Raw genomic sequence first — 18,391 nt, forward strand, 5'->3', positions numbered from 1 at the left:
CTGTCCTCTCTGCAAAGGCGCACCGGGCGCCGCGACAGTAAATGATGTCATTATCCGGATTCAGCCCCGTGGGCGCAAAACCGATGTTTCATGAGCGCGCGAATCACTCTCCCTCCCCGGGGCCACGAAGCCGCTGTGGGAGCTTGCCTGCAAGCGAATGAGCTCCAGCCCCCCCCGGATTCGCTTGCAGGCAAGCTCCCACAGCGGCTTCGTAGTCCGGTCCGAGGGAAACCCCGCAGCGCCTCAGCAAGCTTCCCACTGCCGGTTCAGACGCTTGGCCGACACCGACATACGGGTACCCAGCGGCTGCGCGAACAGGCTGACCCGGTATTCCTCCAGCATCCAGCGGAACAGCACCAGCGGCTCAGGCAGGCGCCAGTGCGGCGTTTCCCCGGCCCGGCGACTGAACTTTTCCCAGAATGCCTCCAGTTCCGCCACCTGCGCCCGGTCACGCCCCAGCTGCCCGCCCATTTTGTCCAGACGTTGCTCGATGGCGCTCAGATAACGAGGGTACTCCGACAACCACTCAGCGGGCACGGACAACAGAAAATCCGTTTCGAACAGCACCGAAAGCTGCGTCTTCAAATCCCGGTGGGCATGGGCCCAGGCCAGAGGGAACCCCTTTTCCAGCCGCGCCATGATGCCACGATAGCAGGCGAACACCTCGCCCCAATGGCGAACGGCGCGTTCCGCCGCCGGTACGAAGTCGCCACGACCGGAGTCCAGGCGATGACGAAACGCGCTCTGATCGCGGACCGGCTCGGCATGAAAGTGGAAATGGTCCGCGGCGGTCCGCAACAATACGTGTTCCAGCGCCTGCCGCGCCATGGCACTTTTTTCACTTTTCAGTTTTTGCCAGCCAATCGCCGCGCCAGCCTGCCGTTTCAGAGACTTGATCTGATCCGGCAAACGCAACAACGCCAGGCGGGCACAGCCATGGCCATGGCGCCAGGCCGCTTCTTCGGCGTCATCGAAAAAATCCAGCCGGACCCGGTCTTCCAGATCCCGCAGTCCCGGGTAGCGGCGCAGTACAATACCGCCACGATTCTGCTCACGGCATTCCGGCACCTCGCCGAAATCCCATTCACGGCTTTCCTGTGACGGTGCTTCCTCGATCACTTCGCTGTGCGTCGGCGCCCGCCCCCGCAAGCGCTGGCGCAGATCCGTCGGATCGCGGCCTTCCAGCACCACCTGATCACCGTCCATCACGCGCAAATTCATGCGCAAATAATCCGGCAGCTGGTCCTCGCGCCATTCTTCCTGCTCCACCCGCACGCCGGTCATACGTTGCAATTCCCGGGTCATCACCGGCAGCAGCGGCTGATCCGGCGTCAACGCTTCCATCAGCGCATTGACATAATCCGGCACTGGCACGAAATGCCGGCGGCGCGCCTTGGGCAGACCGCGCAGCAGCGCCTCCAGCTTCTCCCGCAGCAGTCCCGGTACCAGCCATGCCAGCCGCTCTTCCGGAATCTGGTTCAACGCCGCCAGCGGTACCACCAAGGTGACGCCATCACGCTGGCCGGTGGGGTCGAAACTGTATTCCAGCGGCAGGTGCATGGCGTCCACCACCAGTTCATCGGGGAAAGCGTCGCGCTGCCATTGCGGTGTGCGGGAGAGCAGCACGTCGTCCCCCATGATCAGGGCCTGACGTTCCGCTTCCGAAGCGTGCTTGCGATACCAGGTCTCAAGATGCGTGAGGGTATGAAGCGAATCCGGCAACCGCTGGTTATAGAACTCGAAGCGAGTCTGCTCGTCAGCGAGAATGTCACGGCGGCGCAGTTTGTGCTCCATCTCCTCCAGCGCTTCCAATCGCTCCCTGTTGGTCTTGACGAAATCCGGCTCACGGCTGAGCTGACCGGCCACCAGCCCTTCGCGAATCATCAATTCCCGCGCCAGCTCCGGTTCCATCGGCCCGTAGTGCACCCGGCGCCCGGAGGCCAGAATCAGCCCGAACAGATTGACCTGCTCCCGTGCCATCACGCAGCCGCGCCGTTTTGACCAGTGCGGCTCATAATACTGCCGTTTCACCAGATGGCCGGCTTCCGCCTCGATCCAGTCCGGCTCCACCCTGGCCACGCAACGGGCGAACAGGCGGCTGGTTTCCACTTGCTCCGCCGCCACCAGCCAGCGCGCGCCGCTCTTCTTGCCAGCGGCTTTGCTCAGTGCCGAGCCCGGCCAAAGCAGCGGCTTGCGGTTGCGGGTGGAGAGCCACTCGCCCTCCTCGCCTCGCATCATCACGTTGCCGAGCAAGCCACTGAGCAAGGACCGGTGGATCGCTTGGTATTCCGCCGGGCTGTCATCGAGTGCCCAGCCTTCCTGTTTCGCCAGCAGCAGCAATTGGCGGTGCGTGTCCCGCCACTCGCGCATCCGTGACGGCGCCAGAAAGGTTTTCTTGAGCAGTTTCTCGAACTGGCCACGGCTGAGTTCCTCGCGCTGCTGTTCCGCCCACTGCCAGAGATTCCAAAACCAGAGAAAATCCGATTCCTTATCCTGGAACGGCTGGTGAGCCTGATCCGCCTGCTGTTGTTTTTCGCGTGGACGCTCGCGCGGATCTTGCACCGCCAGCGCGGCGACGATCGGCAGCACCTCGCGCAGCGCCTTTTTCTCCGCTGCCGCTACCAGCATGCGCGCCAGCGTCGGGTCCAGCGGGAAACGGGCCAGCTGTTTGCCCAGAGTGGTGGGCCCGCGCTCGCCATCCAGCGCGCCCAGTTCTTCCAGCAGGCGATAACCGTCGCGGATGAAGCGGCCGTCCGGCGGCTCCATGAACGGGAAGTCCTCCACCCGGCCCAGCCCCAGATCCGCCATCTGCAAGATCACCGCGGCCAAGTTAGTGCGCTGGATTTCCGGGTCGGTGAAGGCCGGACGGTTGATGAAATCGTCCTCGCTGTACAAGCGGTAGGCGATCCCCGGCATGATCCGGCCGCTGCGGCCGGAGCGCTGGTCGGCGCTGGCCTGGGATACCGGTTCCACCGGCAAACGCTGAACCTTGGAGTGAACGCTGTACCGGCTGATGCGTGCGGTCCCGGCGTCAATCACGTAACGGATGCCCGGCACCGTCAGCGAGGTTTCCGCCACATTGGTGCTCAGCACGATACGGCGGCCACGATGCGGAGAAAATACCCGTTGCTGCTCGGCGGCGCTCAGCCGGGCGTATAGCGGCAGCAGCTCAGTGTCACGGAAATCGCAACGCTTGAGATGATGGTGTACATCGCGGATTTCCCGTTCGCCACTGAGAAACACCAGCACGTCGCGAGCCACCGGGCGGCCGTCCCGGCGCTCCTCGCTGTCGATCCGCCGCAACACTTCTTCCACCTGCCAGCCCAGTTCCCGTTCTCCTTCCGGCGGGCAGTATCGAATATCCACCGGATAGGTGCGGCCGGACACCTCGAACACCGGCGCGCCGTTAAAATGATCGGCGAAACGGCGATGGTCGATGGTGGCCGAGGTGATGATCACCTTCAGATCCGGGCGGCGCGGCAGCAGTTGCTTCAGATAGCCGAGCAGGAAATCGATATTGAGGCTGCGTTCATGGGCCTCATCGATGATCAGCGTGTCGTACTGGCGCAGTTGCCGGTCATGCTGAATCTCGCTGAGCAGCATGCCGTCGGTCATCAGTTTGATCAGACTGTCCGCGCCAACCTGTTCGGCGAACCGGACCTTGTAGCCGACCAGCCCGCCCACCCGGGTATCGAGTTCCTCGGCCAGACGCGCGGCCACGGACCGGGCCGCCAGGCGACGGGGTTGCGTATGGCCGATGTAGCCGTCCACGCCCCGCCCCAGTTGCAGACAGATTTTCGGCAATTGGGTGGTCTTGCCGGAACCGGTTTCGCCGGCCACCACCACCACCTGATGATCACCAATCGCCTCGGCCAGTTCCTCACGGTGATGCACCACCGGCAAGTCCGGCCAGCGCAACTCGGACACCAACGAGGCACGCCGTTGACGCTCCGCCACCGAGGTCTCGATCGCCGCCGCCACCTTGGCCCGCGCCGCGTCATTGGGACGGCGGCGCAAGCCTTCCAGGCGCTTGCGCAAACGGCCGCGATCGGCGCCGCGCGCTTCCTCAAGACGACGCTGTAAATCCTTCAGGGAAAGGTCAGTCATAATTCACGAATTCGGAGAGAGATCGCGGTCCTTTTCGGTATGAAAAGGACCGCTGGTGTCTCACGGTCGAGGGCCCATTCGCTTGCAAGGCAAGCTCCCACAGCGGCCTTGTAGTCTGGCTTTCTGTGGGAGCCAGCCTGCTGGCGAATAGGGCCTCCGGTGTCGGGTATTCGCTTGCAGGCAAGCTCCCACAGCGGCTAAAGATCACCTTTTTTTCGCTGTCAACTGTCAACTATCAACTGTCAATTGTTATTCAGCAGCCACGCCCGGCCCTTATCGGTGAGCCCGCCCTGGGCCAGGGTCAGGTACGCGGTGGAGGCTTCCGACGGCGCCAGGGTGACACGGAAGCGCAGCAGCTCGTCGCGGCGGAACACGTGAACCTCCACGACCTCGCCTTCCTGATAACCCTGTAAACGGCTGTCCAGGCCGGCGGCGTCGGTTTTGATGCCGTCCACGGCGATGATCACGTCGCCGGCGGAAAGCCCCGCGGCCATCGCCGCGCCTTGCTCGTACACCACCTGCACCCGCGCACCGAGCGGATCGGCGGCGGCACGCAGGCCAAGATGCACCGGTGCCGGGCCTTTGGCCGGTTTACCACCGTTGTCGCCATGGCCACCGGCGGGCCGCCAATGCAACACCACCCCGCGCGCGGCCAACAACGGCGCCAGAGGCAGATCCTCGGTGCTGTACAGCGCCAGTTGGAAGAACTCATCCAGGCTCTCGCCCAACAGTTCCTCGGCCAGGGCCTGAATGCCCTGCTCGGGCACGCCGCCGCTGTCTTCGCCGTAGCGTTGCCATAGCGCACGCATCAGATGATCCAGCGTCACCTGTTCATCACTGCGCTCGCGCAGGGTCAAATCCAGCGCCAGGGCCACCAACGAGCCCTTGGCGTAATAACTCACGATGGCGTTGGGCGCGTTCTCGTCCTGTTTATAGAAGCGTGTCCAGGCATCGAAACTGGACTCGGTCACGGTCTGCTTGAGCCGCCCTTGCCCGCGCTGCACCCGGGTCAGCGTCTGGCCGATCAATTCCAGATAACTCTCCGGTGAAATCAGCCCTGTGCGTGCCAGAGCCAGATCATCGTAGTAACTGGTGATACCTTCGAACGCCCACAGCAATTCGGTATGCACCTCCTGGCTCAGATCAAAAGGCGTGAACGCCTCCGGTTTGATCCGCTTGATGTTCCAGGTGTGGAAGTATTCGTGGCTGCACAGTCCCAGGTAGCTGCGATAACCGTCGCGCACCTGGCGAGGCCCGTCGGTGGGCATGGGCAAATCACCGCGCGGACTCATCAGACTGGTGGAGTTGCGATGCTCAAGACCGCCATAACCGTCAGTGACCAGGGTCATGAACAGATACCGGTCCACCGGCGCCGGTTCACCGAACAGCTTGATATGGTGCTCGCAGATCGGCTTCAGGTCCCGGCACAGGCGCTCCAGATCAACGCGGAAACGGCCGGTGAGCACCACATCATGGGGTACGCCGCAGGCCTCGAAACGGGCGTGTTCAAAGTGCCCCATCTCCACCGGATAGTCGATCAGCGCGTCATAGTTGTCCGCCTGGAACACACCGAAATCCAGCTCCGCGCCGGATAACCGCGGCATGCCCGTGGCCAGACGCCAGGTGGCGAACTCCGCTCCCGCCGGCGCCAGAATAGTTACTTCACAGGGCTGATCCTCGTGCCCCATGGCCGCCAGGAACACGCAGGGGCCGTTAAAGTAACCGTGGGTGGTATCCAGATGGGCGCCACGCACCGACAGATCCCAGGCATAGACCCGGTACGTCACGGTCACCGGACCGTCCACCGGCGGCAGTTGCCAGGTCTGCTTGTCGATCTTGGCCACCGCCAGCGGCCGATCTCCGGCCCGGGCGTCCAACGACACCACATGTCGGGCGAAATCGCGGATCATATAACTGCCGGGGATCCACGACGGCATCGTCAGGGCCTGGCCTTCCGGCGTCGGCCGGTCCACGGTCAGGGTGATTTCAAAAATATGGGCCTGCGGATGGACCGGGCAAATCTGATAGCGAATCAAGGTTGCTCCCGAATAGCGAAACAAGGACGGCGGGAAAACCTCATGATACAGGCCCGTCTTGACGAAACCAAAGGGATGCCGCATGTTCGTGCCACTTACAGGGGGTCACCATGTCCAAACAGCTGTTGTCCATCACCGCCATCGACAATCATGTCATCGGGGTCCATCACTGGCCGGCGCAGGATGCCGCCGGCACACTGGTCTGGCTGCACGGCATGGCGGAACATGGCGGCCGCTACGGCGCCCTGGGGGAAACCCTGAGTGAACACGGTTGGAACCTGTATTGCCCGGACCATCGCGGTCACGGCACCAGCATCGACGACAACGCGCCTCGGGGACACTTCGCCGATGAGGACGGTTGGGACAAGGTCATCGGTGATATTCTGCAGGTGCTGGAACACGTGAAGCCGGACCGGGGGCCGCTGGTGCTGGGCGGGCACAGCATGGGCTCATTCCTGGCCCTGGCCGCCGCCGAACAGGCCGCGGAGCAACTGGGCGGCCTGGTGTTGTGCGGCAGTGACAGCCATTCCCCGTGGTTTTACCGTGCCATGACGCTATTGATGGGCTGGCAGCGCCGCCGCCATGGCGCTCGTGGCCACAGTCCCCTGGTGCACAAGATGACCTTCCAGACCTGGGCCGCCAGCATCGCCGATGCCCGCACCGAGTTCGATTGGCTCAGCACCGACCAGGATCAGGTGGACGCCTACATCGCTGATCCCGCCTGCGGCTTCGAATGCACCACCAGCACCTGGCTGGCGCTGATCTCGGCGCTGGCGCAAATCCAATCCGGCGAGCAACTGGCGCGCCTGCCCTCCCTGCTGCCAATACTGCTGCTGGGCGGCCGTCAGGACCCGATGAGCAATAAAGGAAAAGGCATGGACCGCCTGGAACACATCCTGAAACGCCGCCACCAGCACCTGGAACGGCTCGACTGCCCTTCCGGCCGCCACGAAATCCTCAACGACTACTGCGCCCCGGAAGTGCGGCAGACGCTGCTGCAGTGGCTGGCCAACCTGTAATAGTGAACAGTGAATAGTTAATAGCTCGCGGCATACGCCGATGCGATCTGAAATCAAAGAGACCGCGTTCAAACCATGGGAATGGCGTCTTTGCTCTTAAAGAAGCAAGTCCATGGTCGCGATGAAAAATTGCTGGTACGCAAATGATATTTGCGGATACGCATTTCTATCTTTTCGCTATTAACTATTAACTGTTCACTATTCACTGCTTTTCTGTTGCACTCAAATACCCCAGGTAGCGGGCGCGGATATCGCGCACGTATTGCACGGTTTCCTGGCCCCGCACATAGCCGTAGCGGGCCTGACGGGCGTAGCGAGGGTGGGACAGCAGCGCCATGGCCTCCTCCACATTGCCAAACCAGCGATCGGGATCCTTGCCAAGCCGCTGGGCCAAACGGCGCGCGTCTTCCACATGGCCGAACCCGGCGTTGTAGGCGGCCAGTCCGAAGTAGGTTTTTTCCGCCAGATCCAGACGAGCCGGGAAACGGCCCTCCAGCCAGTCCAGGTAAGCGACGCCGGCGCCAATGCCCTCGGCCGGGTCGGTCAGGTTCTGGTAGCCCAGTTGGCGGGCGGTCAGCGGCATCACCTGCATCAGCCCTTCGGCGCCGGAAAACGACCGCGTTAGCGGATCAAAATGGCTTTCCTGATACATCTGGGCGGTGATCATCAGCCAGTCGAAACCGTGCTTGAGCGCATGCTCGCGCACCAGGTCATCGTAGGGCGAGATCGGCTTGCCCGGCTCCACCCTTTCCGCGGAGTGGGAAGCGCGTGCGGGCTCAGCCAGGAAATAGCGATCAAAAGTGGCACGATACAACTGCCCGTCGCGCACCCGTTTAATGTAGTCATTCAGTTGATGGCGCAGTTGCGGCTGATTCTCCCGCACCCCCCAGGCGATCTGCCGGGGTTGTCGCAGGGTCCACAGCACTTTCAGGTCATCCCGGTAACCCTGTTCCATCGCCACCAGGTGACTGTCGGCCATGGTCAGATCCAGCTCCCCTTTGGCCACCCGGTCCATTAAGATTTCGCTGGATACGTTCTGGCGCACCTCGATTTCCACGCCGATGCCGTCGTTCTGTAACGCGCGCAGCGTTTCCACGAAGGCGCTTCCGGCCGCCACTGTCACCTTTCGCCCGGCAAGCTCCGACAGATCCTCGAAGGGCGACGCCGAGGCCGGCCCAACGATTTGTTCCCGCACCTCCAGATAAGGCTCGGAGTAATGCCACCCCTTCCCGTGCCGCGCCGGCGTCACACTCATGGAAGCGGCGATCACATCCCCCTCCCCGCTTTCCAGAGCGGCCAGCATCTGCGTCGGGCTGTCACGCACTATCATGCGCAGACGCAGGTCATAACGCTGAGCGAAGTCGCGGATCAGGTCGTAGTCGAACCCCATCAGTTCGCCACGCCACATGAAGTAACTGGCCGGGTTGTTCGAGGTAATCACCCGCAGCACGCCGCTATTAAGGATGGCGGGCCAGTCACGGCGCTCATGGTCCTGTTGCGACGCCTTGATACGATGCGCGACGATGTAACGGTTCACCGCTTCACGCAGGTCCGGGTTGCTTTTACGCACCGCCCAGGCAATCGCCCGCCGCGGCTGCACCACCGGTCCGGCGCGCAACTCCGGATAATCAATGGACAAGGCCTTGAACAGCGGCTCGTCCATGATCACCGCGCCGTACTGGCCCCGCATTATGCCGCGCAGCAATTCGTCCTCGGACAATTCTCCGCTGACTCTGTCCACTTCAACATTGTCGTAGCGGCGAGCCAGATTCTGAGCGGTTTCCAGGTAGGCAGTGCCGCGCGGCGCGGCGATGGTGAGCGGCCCCAGGTCCGCTAATGCCATGCCGACCCGATCCGTCGGCAGTACCAATATTTCCTGTACCACGGCCAGCGGCGTGCAGAACGACAGCCGCTCGCGGCGCCGGTCGGTACGACTGTAATGGGTAACAATGAGATCCGCCTGGCCAGCGTTGAGCATCACCGACAACTCGGCGAAATCATCCGCGTACACCCAGCGTGGCTTCAATCCCAATGATTCGGCCAGGGCCTCCGCTTCACGGCGGTATTCGCTGGTGGGCACGCCCTCCCAGACGAATTCCTCCTCGGCATCGAAGCGCGGCGCCAACAGCCGCAATACGCCGTGCTCGCGAATTTCCGCCAGATCACCGGTTTCGGTGTAATTACGAAAAGGACCATCGGTGGAATCAGAACATGCCGTCAGCCCCAGCAGACAAAGCCATAGCCAAAACCATACGCGCCCTGCTCGGTGCATCCCGCTCTCCCACCACTGTTACTGTCACCCGGAAACATCAAGCCAGTGTTAAGTAGGCCAGTATCGCCGATACCGGGATCCGGATCACACCGTGAACGGGAATTCAGCCGGCATTTTACTTTTTTTTCGGAAAAGCGGAGTCTCCCCCCAACAGACAGAACTACGAAGCCGCTGTGGGAGCTTGCTTGCAAGCGAATGATCTCTCGACAAAAAGATTCGCTTGCAAGCAAGCTCCCACAGCGGCTTCGTAGTGCTCTCTGAGTTTATGGGCAAGAGGCAGGAGGGAGAAGTCAGCGACAAAAAAAGGGGCGCTTTCGCGCCCCATCAGTTCGCCTGAAAGGAGAAAGTTATGGATCAGAGATCAGGATCGATACCCACGCAAGCGCGGTGTATCACCAACGATTTACCATCGAGCAGATCCGTGCCCACCAGGGAACCGTAGCGGATCCCTATGCTGTCGAACTGGAAGGAGCCATCCAGTTCCGTGGACAGGAACCGCTGGCCACCTTCACCCAACAGCCCCAGGAGATCCAGTCCCAGCACATTGTTATCCGCTTCCGCGGTGGCCACCAGCGTATCGCCCTCATAGAAGCGCAGGGTCGTGTTTTGCAGCAGGTCCAGACGCAGAATCGACTCAGGAACGGACACCACGAACCCGGCCCGGTTGCCTCCGGTGATGGCAGCGGCTCCCGCCACCTTCGCTTCGACGTTGCCAAGCAGGTTCAGGGGAACATTCAGTTCAGCGGCGGTCGCGTCGTCACCATCAATGATGTTCTCCGGATTCGACACACTGCAGCCCAGACAGGTCAGGCTGGCTGCTTCACTGGCCTGGTAACCGTCAGTGGCCAGCAGTGGCTGATAGTTGCTGATATCGTTACAGGTGAAGCCACCGTCGTCACACACGTCACCGATGCCGTCACCGTCACTGTCGGCCTGGTCCGCATTGGGGGTGTTCGGGCAGTTGTCCTCGTCATCGGGAACGCCGTCATTGTCAGTATCGGTGGGGTCGTCCACCGGGCAGCCGTTGTTGTCGGCGGGACCGGCCACATCCGGGCAATCATCGTGGCCGTTTTCCACGCCGTCGCCGTCGCGGTCGTCGTCACAGACATCGCCAATGCCGTCCTGATCCAGGTCAGCCTGGTCGGTGTTCGGCACGATCGGGCAGTTGTCCTGCTCATCGGGCACGTCGTCACCGTCCTTGTCACCGGTGCAGGCATCACCTACGCCGTCACCATCGGTGTCCAGCTGATCGTGGTTGGCCACATAGGGACAGTTGTCTTCCCCATTGGGGATACCATCGCCGTCGATATCGTCGTCGCAGGCATCGCCGATGCCGTCACCGTCGATGTCCGACTGGGTCGGGTTGGGCGTATTCGGGCAGTTGTCCTCGCCGTCATCGTAGCCGTCACCGTCACTGTCGTTGTCGGTATCACAAGCATCACCCAGGCCATCACCATCGGTGTCCACCTGATCCGGGTTGTAATCCCACGGGCAGTTGTCATCGTCGTTGTCGTGCTCATCGCCGTCACGATCATCGTCACACACGTCGCCGATGCCATCCTGGTCGATGTCGCCCTGCTCGTAGTTCGGCATGTTGGGACAGTTATCCTCATTATTGGGGATACCGTCGTTATCGTCGTCCTGGACGTTGGGGGTGGGGTCACCTCCACCGCCACTGCTCCCACCACTGGCTTTACAGCCGTACAGGCCGCCGAGGCCGAGCACGGCCACCAGCAGCAGCAGGCTGATCGTTTTTAAACGTGACATCTCGAGATCCCTCCTCTTACTACTCAGTCACATGGAATTCAACGCGGCGGTTCATAGCGCGACCGGACGCGGAATCGTTATCGGCAATGGGCTGGCTTTCGCCATAACCACGGGCCGAGATACGGCTGCTATCCACACCTTCGCGAACCAGATAGCTGCGTACGGAATCGGCGCGCCGCTGGGACAAACCTTCGTTGTACTGAGCGGAACCAACGCTGTCGGTATGGCCGGCCACTTCCACGCGGATATTGTTGTTTTCCGCGGTCAGCGAGCGGGCAATGCGTGAAACCAGCGGACGGGAGGAAGCGGTGAGTTCAGCGGAATCGAACTCGAAGTTGATGTTGTTGAAGGTAACGGTCTGGTTCACCAGCAGACAGCCTTTGCCATCCACCTTGGCACCCGGCATGGTATCCGGACACTGATCCAGGTTATCCGGCACGCCGTCGCCATCGGAATCGATCACCGGCTGCTGTACCGCCACCTGCTTGGTTTCCACCCGGGTTTTTTCCACCACTTTGGTGTAACCCATGGGTACTTCCAGACCCAGGGAATAGCGGTAATCACCAAAACCACCGTCGCCGGCGGAATCACCGGTACCGTCAAAATCGTTATACAGGTAACGGGCTTCGGCACGGACCTTCAGGCCGTTGTTGAACAGCGGCCCGGTCACCGCGCCCAGACCGGCGTTGGCGTGGAAGTCCCAACCATCATCGTCGTCGATGTAGACGTCGTTATAGATACCACCAACGGCCATGACCAGATAAGGAGTGAAACCGGTACGGTCACCCAGGGTGAAGGCCAGACCGGTGGTTACCGGGTATTGATAGAAGTCCTGGCCGTTATCGACCTTGGACTCGATACCGTAGGCACCGGCCTCGGACTCCCACCAAACGTGATCATGCAGCTTGCGACCGTAGAAAATGGTGCCGCCCGCCCCGCGATCACCAACCTGCCAGTCGTCCTCGACATCGATGTAGTGCGCCATGCCACCGATGTACTGGTTGGGTTTTGCCTGTTCTACGTATTCACGTTCCTGAGCCACAGCGACATGGCTGGCCAAAGCCACGGCCATGCCCAGCGTGGACAGCTTCCAGATTGCTTTCATCGTCTTTCCCCCTCGGGTGTCAACGGGTTACAGTGCAATCATTGGAATAACTGTGGGCTTCAAAAAAAACAGAGATCCGGTGAAAACCGGTTGGAATAGTGTTGAGAATTTCTCTGTCCCATTTCACAACATCACAAAGTCGTATCGGTTTGTGTCGTTATGTACGCCACCCGGCTGAGGTGTTGCTTTAAGAGTAAGTTGCAGGTATTTTTAGGACTTTCGTGCCAAGAAAAATGATAATTACGCCGATGCGGTTTTTCCGCTCCCCCGCGCCATGACCTTTCGTCCGTCACGCCGCTTGTTGACCTTGCCCCGGCTGGTGCTGCTGGTGCTGCTGATCGCCATTGGCATCCTGATTCACACCGCCTGGCCTTTTTTGTTCTATCCCACCACCACCTTGAGCTTTGACATCCCGGCACCGCGGCCCTCCACCGTCCAGGGCGGTAATCTGGCCGGCGTGGCCGAAGTGGACATTACCCCGGCCATCGGCCTGCCCAAGTTCGGCTACTCCGCCTGGGCCCGCAGCGCCAATGGCTTTCGCACCCGCCTGAAAGCACGGGCCTTTTATCTGCATGGCGCCGGTCAGACGCCCATGGCCCTGGTGCAATTGGACCTGGGTGCCGGATCACTGCCGCTCCAGTACGCGGTAGCGGAACGTATCGCCGCCGCCACCGACATTCCCGCCCACGCCCTCAGCCTGCTGGTCACTCATACCCATTCCGGCCCCGGCCAATACCTGGGCAGTGACTTCTACAATGTGTTTGGCAGTCAAAGCCCCGGTTTTGACCCGGTGCTGTTCGACTTTCTTGCCGAGCGCATCAGCCAGGCGGTGATCGAAGCCTATCGCGCGCGCCGGCCGGCCCGTTTCGCCAGCGGGCAACGCGAGGTGTGGGGACTGACCCGCAACCGCTCCCTGGGAGCCTGGGCCCGCAATCACCGGATCCCGGAACGACAATGGACCGAGGAACGGGCACTGGAGGCGGTAAACCCGCGCATGAGCCAGCTGCGTATCGACCTGATGGCCGATGATGGCCGCTATTATCCGGCTGGCGCCCTGACTCTGTTTTCCATCCACGGCACCGCCATCCCCGCCTTTACCCGCCCCTACCATGCCGACGTCTGGCACTGGCTGGCGCAAGGCATCGAGCCCGCCGGGAAGCCGTTGCCCTGGCGCTTCGTGCACGGCACCGTCCAGGCCACCCACGGCGATAACAATCCGGCCTGGACGGCGGGGTTGCGCGGTGACCGCGAGGCTCGTCGAATCGGCACCGCCTTGGGGGAACAGGCCAACACCCTGTTCCAACGCCTGGGGAGTGAGCTGCGGGACGACCTGCACACCGCGGTGGCGAGCCGGGAATTGGACCTGCTCAAGCTCGACGAAGAACAGCGCCATGGCCTGTGTGAGCGCCCGATCATCGGTGCTGCCGTGGCCGGTGCCGCCAACGGCGATGAAGTGTTTCCGATTTCCTATTTGCCCTACCTGAAGGAAGGGTGGCCGCGCACCGTATTCACCAATGGCTGCCAGGGCGTGAAGCAATGGATGCTGTCCAAGCTGCAACTGGCTCTGGCGCCGGCCCGCTACCCTCACCGGGCCCTGTTCCAGGTGCTGCGAGTCAACGATTTGGTGCTGGTGGCCCTGCCCTGGGAAATCACACTGGAAAGCGGCAATCGGATCCGTGCCGCGGTCAGCGCGACCCTTCCGGATCCGGGCTGGACCGTGGCGATCAGCAGCCTGGCCAATGGCTACTTCGGCTACGCCACCACCGAAGCAGAGTACGGCGCTCAATATTACGAGGGCGGACACACCCTCTACGGCCCCCACACCGTGGATTTTCTCAGTGCCCAAAGCGCCCGTCTCAGCAACGACCTGTTCCAGCAAGGCAATCAAAACCAGCATCCGGGCCAGGCTACATTCGTACTGCGCAGTCACCGCTACTGGCCCGAGCCATCGCCTGAGCGCACCTGGTCCCGACAATGGCAGGGCGAGGCCCGTTATATGACGGGCGACACCACCCACGAGCCTTACTGGCGCTGGCGTTTTCGCGGTGAGCCAGCGGCGGCGCTACCACTGCACCAGCCGCTGATGGCGGTGGTGGATGAAGCCAGCGGCAAGGTGTTGGTGGACGACGACAGCGGCGATCTGCAGCTGTTGCTGGTGGAGGATCAGGGCGAGGACGGCGCGCTCTATGAAGTGCGCTGGTACACACCGTCGAAACCCGGCCATCCCGGGGACAGAGCCTTTCACATTCTCGCCGGTGCGGCGCCACGTCTGGTGTCCCCCATCTTCTGAAGCGGCTACACTGAGGTCATCTTAGTAGGCGCCCATAGGAGAGTGTTCGGTGAGTTTCCCTCGGTCCCGATTGTCACGTTTTCTCTTCCAGGCCCGGCGCTGGATCGCCGCGCCCACCGCCGTGCTGATACTGGCCGGTTGCGCCAGCACCACCGAAATCACCACCCGCCACAGCAATGACGAAGGCAGCGCGCCGGCGCGTTCCCTGCTGCTGGTGGCACAAAGCCCGGAGCCGGCCACCCGCCGCGTCTGGGAAGAGGTGTGTCAGCCCCTTTTCCAAAGCAATGCGCTGTCCGTGCATCTGGCCCATCAGGTACGGCCAGTGTGGTATGAAGATGGCGGCAAACAGGCGTTGCTGCGCTGGCTGCGCGATCAGCCCTACGACCGTGCCCTGATCGTCGACCTGACCGCCCTGCTGCTGTCGCCGCCCCGCATGACCGAGTCCCGGGACCTCAATCCAATGAACAGCGATATGCGACAGGAACCCACCTGGCAGATTGGTATCGGCGGCAAACTGGAAAAGCCCAAGGAACCGGACGCGCAACAAAGTTATGAAGCGGAGTTTTTCGACAAAAGCGGCCGCCCTCTGTGGACCGGCGTGGCGCGCACCCATGAAGCCAATAACCGTAAGGCCATCGCGCGCAGTCAGTGCCGCGCCCTGCATCAGGTATTGACGGATCGCGGCCTGATCCCCAAATAGGCGTTGGAGCCGATCCGCCACGAAGATGCGAACGAGAAGATGCAAACGAGGAGTCCCCGCAATGAGCGCAGTCATTCCCGGAACCAGTCTGGCCCTGCACCCGGAACGCTTCCCTGACCCCGCCGAGGCTCTGCCACGGGATCAGGACCCGGGTCGCGCGATCCTCGCCGGCGGCTGTTTCTGGTGTACGGAGGCGGTGTTTTTGCAGTTGGAAGGGGTTAATTCGGTCATCTCCGGCTACGCCGGTGGCGACGCCGAACACGCCAACTACGAAGCGGTTTGCACCGGCCGCACCGGCCACGCCGAAGCCATCGAGATCCGCTACGACCCGGCCGTGATCCGTTACGGCGAATTGCTCAAACTGTTCTTCGCCGTGGCCCACGACCCCACGCAAAAGGACCGGCAAGGCAACGACCGCGGCCCGCAATACCGCTCCGCCATCTTTTATCAAAGCGAACCGGAGCGGCAGGCCGCCGCCGCTTATATTCACCAACTCAACCAGGCCGGCGCCTTCATCGCGCCCATTGTCACCACCCTGGAGCCGCTGGACACTTTCCATCCGGCGGAGGATTACCACCAGGACTTCGCACGGCGTCACCCTACCCAGCCGTACATCACCCACGTGGCGCACCCGAAAGTGGAAAAACTGCGAACGGCCTTTCCCGACACCCTCAAAACCCCGGAGGCTGACTGAACATCATGAGTGAGCATTTGTCCCCCAGCGGCCACGATCTGACACCGCTGACCGACCAGGAAAAACAGCAACGAGCCGCCGCTCTCACCCCGGAAGAGCAACGCATCCTGCTCAATCAGGGCACCGAACCGCCGTTCTGCGGCGGGCTGCTGGACAATAAGGAAGATGGCGTCTACCACTGCAAGCTGTGTGACCTGCCGCTGTTCCACTCCGCCACCAAATTCGAATCCGGCACCGGCTGGCCGAGTTTTTATCAACCGGTGGACGACACCCATATTCGCCGCCTGGACGACCACAGTCACGGTATGATCCGCACCGAGATCCGCTGCGCCCGCTGCGATGGTCATCTGGGACATGTGTTCCCGGACGGTCCGCCGCCCACCGGCGAGCGGCACTGCCTCAACTCGGCGTCGTTGGTGTTCAAAGTCACCGAGGTATAATTCGCTAACACCGGGCTACGAAGCCGCTGTGGGAGCTTTGTCCGGGCGGCGGGCCGCTGCAAGCGAATCTGTCGAAGTGCAAAGTACCCTTCGCTTGCAGGCAAGCTCCCACAGCGGCTTCGTAGCGACGGACCGCGATCTTCCATGTTTAGTTTTACTATGCCCCCAGCCTTAGAAAATCCCGTTTGTCTCGGAACGGACGCTGCCCCAATATGGAACACGGCCTGATCAGCCGGCCTGCAGTCCAATAACAAAGGAGTCCGTTGTGCCCACGCCAACTCCAACGCCGCCTTCCCGCCTTTTTCCCGGCTGGTATGTGGTCGGAGGTGCTTTCGCCGTTACCTTCCTCGGCTTCGGCAGTGCCTATACCTTCAGTGCCTTCGTCGACGCGCTGCAAACCGATTTCGAGGCCTCGCGCGGCTCCGTGTCCCTGGTCTTTTCCCTGGCCGGTTTTCTCTATTTCGCTCTGGGCATCATCAGCGGCCCCCTTGCCGACCGCTGGGGCTCGCGAACCATGGCGATTATCGGCATGTTGTTCACCGGCGTCGGCTTGATGCTGGCCGGTCTGGCCCGCAACCTGATAGAGGTGTATCTGGCCTATGGGCTCGGCGTCGGACTTGGTGTCGGTTTTTCCTATGTGCCGGCGGTGGGCGCGGTACAGCGCTGGTTCTCCCGGCGCCGGGGCTTCGCTTCCGGACTGGCGGTGAGTGGTATCGGCGTCGGCACCCTGTTCATGCCACCCATCGCCGCGCTGCTGATCGAGTCCCTGGGTTGGCGTCAGAGTTACCTGCTGATCGGCGCCGTCACTCTGGTCCTCGGGCTGGTCCTGTCGCTGCTGATCCGGAACGACCCGCGTGACCACGGACTCTATCCCGATGGCGACCCGGCTCCGCCGCCGGGCACCGTCTCCGACGGCATGCAGGTCGGCGAGGCGATCCGCTCGAAGCGGTTCATATTGCTGTACGCCGCGGGACTGGTTGCTTCCTTCGGCTTGTTCGTTCCGTTCGTGCATCTGGTGCCGTATGCCCGCGATCATGGCATCGATTCCGCATCCGCCGCCCTGCTGCTCGGCGCGGTCGGCGTCGGCAGCACCGCCGGCCGTTTCCTGTTGGGCAGCCTGGCGGACAAATGGGGCCGTCAGGTCACCCTGATGGCCATGTTCATGGGCATGGCGCTGTCCCTCCTGATCTGGCTGTTTTCCCGGGACTTCTGGGGACTGTCGTTATTCGGCTTCGTGTTTGGTGTGTTCTATGGCGGCTTCGTGGCTCTAATACCGGCTCTGGCCATGGATTATTTCGGCGGCCGCCACATCAGCAGTATCATCGGCGTGCTCTACACCAGCGTCGCTCTGGGCACTCTGATCGGCCCCACCGCCGCCGGCTACATCTTCGACCTGAGCCACAGCTACACGGTGCCCATCCTTGCCAGTATCGCCACCAACATCCTTGCCGCCGCGATTATGACCCGGATCCCGAAAGTGCGATCCGTACCATCCTGTTCAACACCTGCTTTGGAAAAAGAAACATGAGCAACAACCAGAACGACCAGATCACCGAACGCCAGGCCGGCTTCCTGCCCGGCTACATGGGACTGGAATGGGACACCGCCGAGCCCGGCCTGATACGCGGACACTTCACCGTGGCCCGCCATCACCTGGCACCCAACGGCTATCTGCATGCCGCCTCGGTGATCGCCCTGGCCGACTCCGCCTGTGGTTTTGGCTGCCAGACCTCGCTGCCGGAAGGCGCCGTCAGCTTCACCACCGTGGAACTGAAAAGCAACTTCATCGGTACCGCCCGCGAAGGTGTGGTGACCTGCGAAGCCAAAGCGGTCCACCTGGGCCGCACCACGCAATTGTGGGACGCGGAAGTGCGTCACCAGGACAGCGGTAAGGTCATCGCGCTGTTCCGCTGCACGCAGATGGTGTTGTACCCGAAACCATGAACCACCCGGGGAAGCCT

The 18,391-nt window shown here is 62.0% G+C and carries 12 protein-coding genes; 7 read left to right on the forward strand and 5 right to left on the reverse strand.

The genetic code is table 11. The features are described 5' to 3' along the window. Positions 1-243: 243 nt before the first annotated feature. Positions 244-4,107 (reverse strand): ATP-dependent RNA helicase HrpA, encoded by a 3,864-nt coding sequence (gene hrpA / locus MA04_RS11880; protein WP_262460634.1) that lies wholly within the window; start codon positions 4,105-4,107, stop codon positions 244-246. A 242-nt stretch (positions 4,108-4,349) separates the two neighbouring features. Then, positions 4,350-6,143, reverse strand: coding sequence for a M61 family metallopeptidase (locus tag MA04_RS11885; RefSeq protein ID WP_262460635.1), 1,794 nt, complete (start codon positions 6,141-6,143; stop codon positions 4,350-4,352). A 110-nt stretch (positions 6,144-6,253) separates the two neighbouring features. On the opposite strand from MA04_RS11885, the gene MA04_RS11890 reads away from it, so the two are divergent. After that, positions 6,254-7,162 (forward strand): alpha/beta fold hydrolase, encoded by a 909-nt coding sequence (locus MA04_RS11890; RefSeq protein ID WP_022994280.1) that lies wholly within the window; start codon positions 6,254-6,256, stop codon positions 7,160-7,162. Positions 7,163-7,364: 202 nt separating this feature from the next. Here MA04_RS11890 and MA04_RS11895 read toward each other — a convergent pair whose 3' ends face one another. The 3 genes from MA04_RS11895 to MA04_RS11905 all read right to left on the reverse strand — a co-directional run bounded on the left by MA04_RS11895 (position 7,365) and on the right by MA04_RS11905 (position 12,306). Then, the gene (locus MA04_RS11895; protein ID WP_262460638.1) at positions 7,365-9,434 is read right to left on the reverse strand and encodes an MltF family protein; all 2,070 of its coding nucleotides are present in this window, start codon (positions 9,432-9,434) and stop codon (positions 7,365-7,367) included. Positions 9,435-9,788: 354 nt separating this feature from the next. After that, positions 9,789-11,201 (reverse strand): thrombospondin type 3 repeat-containing protein, encoded by a 1,413-nt coding sequence (locus MA04_RS11900; protein ID WP_262460640.1) that lies wholly within the window; start codon positions 11,199-11,201, stop codon positions 9,789-9,791. Between the two features lie 19 nt (positions 11,202-11,220). Beyond that, complete coding sequence (locus MA04_RS11905; RefSeq protein ID WP_262460642.1) at positions 11,221-12,306, reverse strand: OmpA family protein; 1,086 nt, start codon at positions 12,304-12,306, stop codon at positions 11,221-11,223. 274 nt (positions 12,307-12,580) lie between these two features. Between MA04_RS11905 and MA04_RS11910 the strand changes: the two genes are divergently transcribed. From MA04_RS11910 to MA04_RS11935, 6 genes are all read left to right on the forward strand, one after another. Beyond that, positions 12,581-14,596: a neutral/alkaline non-lysosomal ceramidase N-terminal domain-containing protein gene (locus tag MA04_RS11910; RefSeq protein ID WP_262460644.1), complete on the forward strand. Its 2,016-nt coding sequence runs from the start codon at positions 12,581-12,583 to the stop codon at positions 14,594-14,596. A 49-nt stretch (positions 14,597-14,645) separates the two neighbouring features. Further along, a complete protein-coding gene (locus MA04_RS11915) occupies positions 14,646-15,296 on the forward strand; it encodes a hypothetical protein (RefSeq protein ID WP_262460646.1) in 651 nt (216 codons plus the stop codon). Positions 15,297-15,357: 61 nt separating this feature from the next. Continuing rightward, positions 15,358-15,990: a peptide-methionine (S)-S-oxide reductase MsrA gene (gene msrA / locus MA04_RS11920; protein ID WP_163127887.1), complete on the forward strand. Its 633-nt coding sequence runs from the start codon at positions 15,358-15,360 to the stop codon at positions 15,988-15,990. Positions 15,991-15,995: 5 nt separating this feature from the next. After that, complete coding sequence (gene msrB / locus MA04_RS11925; RefSeq protein ID WP_233916858.1) at positions 15,996-16,430, forward strand: peptide-methionine (R)-S-oxide reductase MsrB; 435 nt, start codon at positions 15,996-15,998, stop codon at positions 16,428-16,430. A 265-nt stretch (positions 16,431-16,695) separates the two neighbouring features. After that, positions 16,696-17,958, forward strand: a complete 1,263-nt coding sequence (locus MA04_RS11930; RefSeq protein ID WP_262460649.1) for an MFS transporter — start codon at positions 16,696-16,698, stop codon at positions 17,956-17,958. Then, positions 17,955-18,374 carry a PaaI family thioesterase gene (locus tag MA04_RS11935; RefSeq protein ID WP_063140067.1) on the forward strand — a complete coding sequence of 140 codons (420 nt, stop codon included), beginning with the start codon at positions 17,955-17,957 and terminating at the stop codon, positions 18,372-18,374. Before MA04_RS11930 ends, MA04_RS11935 begins: the two co-directional genes overlap by 4 nt. The last annotated feature ends 17 nt before the right edge of the window (positions 18,375-18,391 follow it).

Source organism: Alloalcanivorax balearicus MACL04, from assembly GCF_025532145.1.
Classification (GTDB): domain Bacteria; phylum Pseudomonadota; class Gammaproteobacteria; order Pseudomonadales; family Alcanivoracaceae; genus Alloalcanivorax; species Alloalcanivorax balearicus.

What these genes read in the sequence shown, in the direction of transcription:
- hrpA (WP_262460634.1), bottom strand. Translation starts at nt 4,107, where the DNA reads ATGACTGACCTTTCCCTGAAGGATTTACAGCGTCGTCTTGAGGAAGCG.
- MA04_RS11890 (WP_022994280.1), top strand. Translation starts at nt 6,254, where the DNA reads ATGTCCAAACAGCTGTTGTCCATCACCGCCATCGACAATCATGTCATC.
- MA04_RS11895 (WP_262460638.1), bottom strand. Translation starts at nt 9,434, where the DNA reads ATGCACCGAGCAGGGCGCGTATGGTTTTGGCTATGGCTTTGTCTGCTG.
- MA04_RS11900 (WP_262460640.1), bottom strand. Translation starts at nt 11,201, where the DNA reads ATGTCACGTTTAAAAACGATCAGCCTGCTGCTGCTGGTGGCCGTGCTC.
- MA04_RS11905 (WP_262460642.1), bottom strand. Translation starts at nt 12,306, where the DNA reads ATGAAAGCAATCTGGAAGCTGTCCACGCTGGGCATGGCCGTGGCTTTG.
- MA04_RS11910 (WP_262460644.1), top strand. Translation starts at nt 12,581, where the DNA reads ATGACCTTTCGTCCGTCACGCCGCTTGTTGACCTTGCCCCGGCTGGTG.
- msrA (WP_163127887.1), top strand. Translation starts at nt 15,358, where the DNA reads ATGAGCGCAGTCATTCCCGGAACCAGTCTGGCCCTGCACCCGGAACGC.
- msrB (WP_233916858.1), top strand. Translation starts at nt 15,996, where the DNA reads ATGAGTGAGCATTTGTCCCCCAGCGGCCACGATCTGACACCGCTGACC.
- MA04_RS11935 (WP_063140067.1), top strand. Translation starts at nt 17,955, where the DNA reads ATGAGCAACAACCAGAACGACCAGATCACCGAACGCCAGGCCGGCTTC.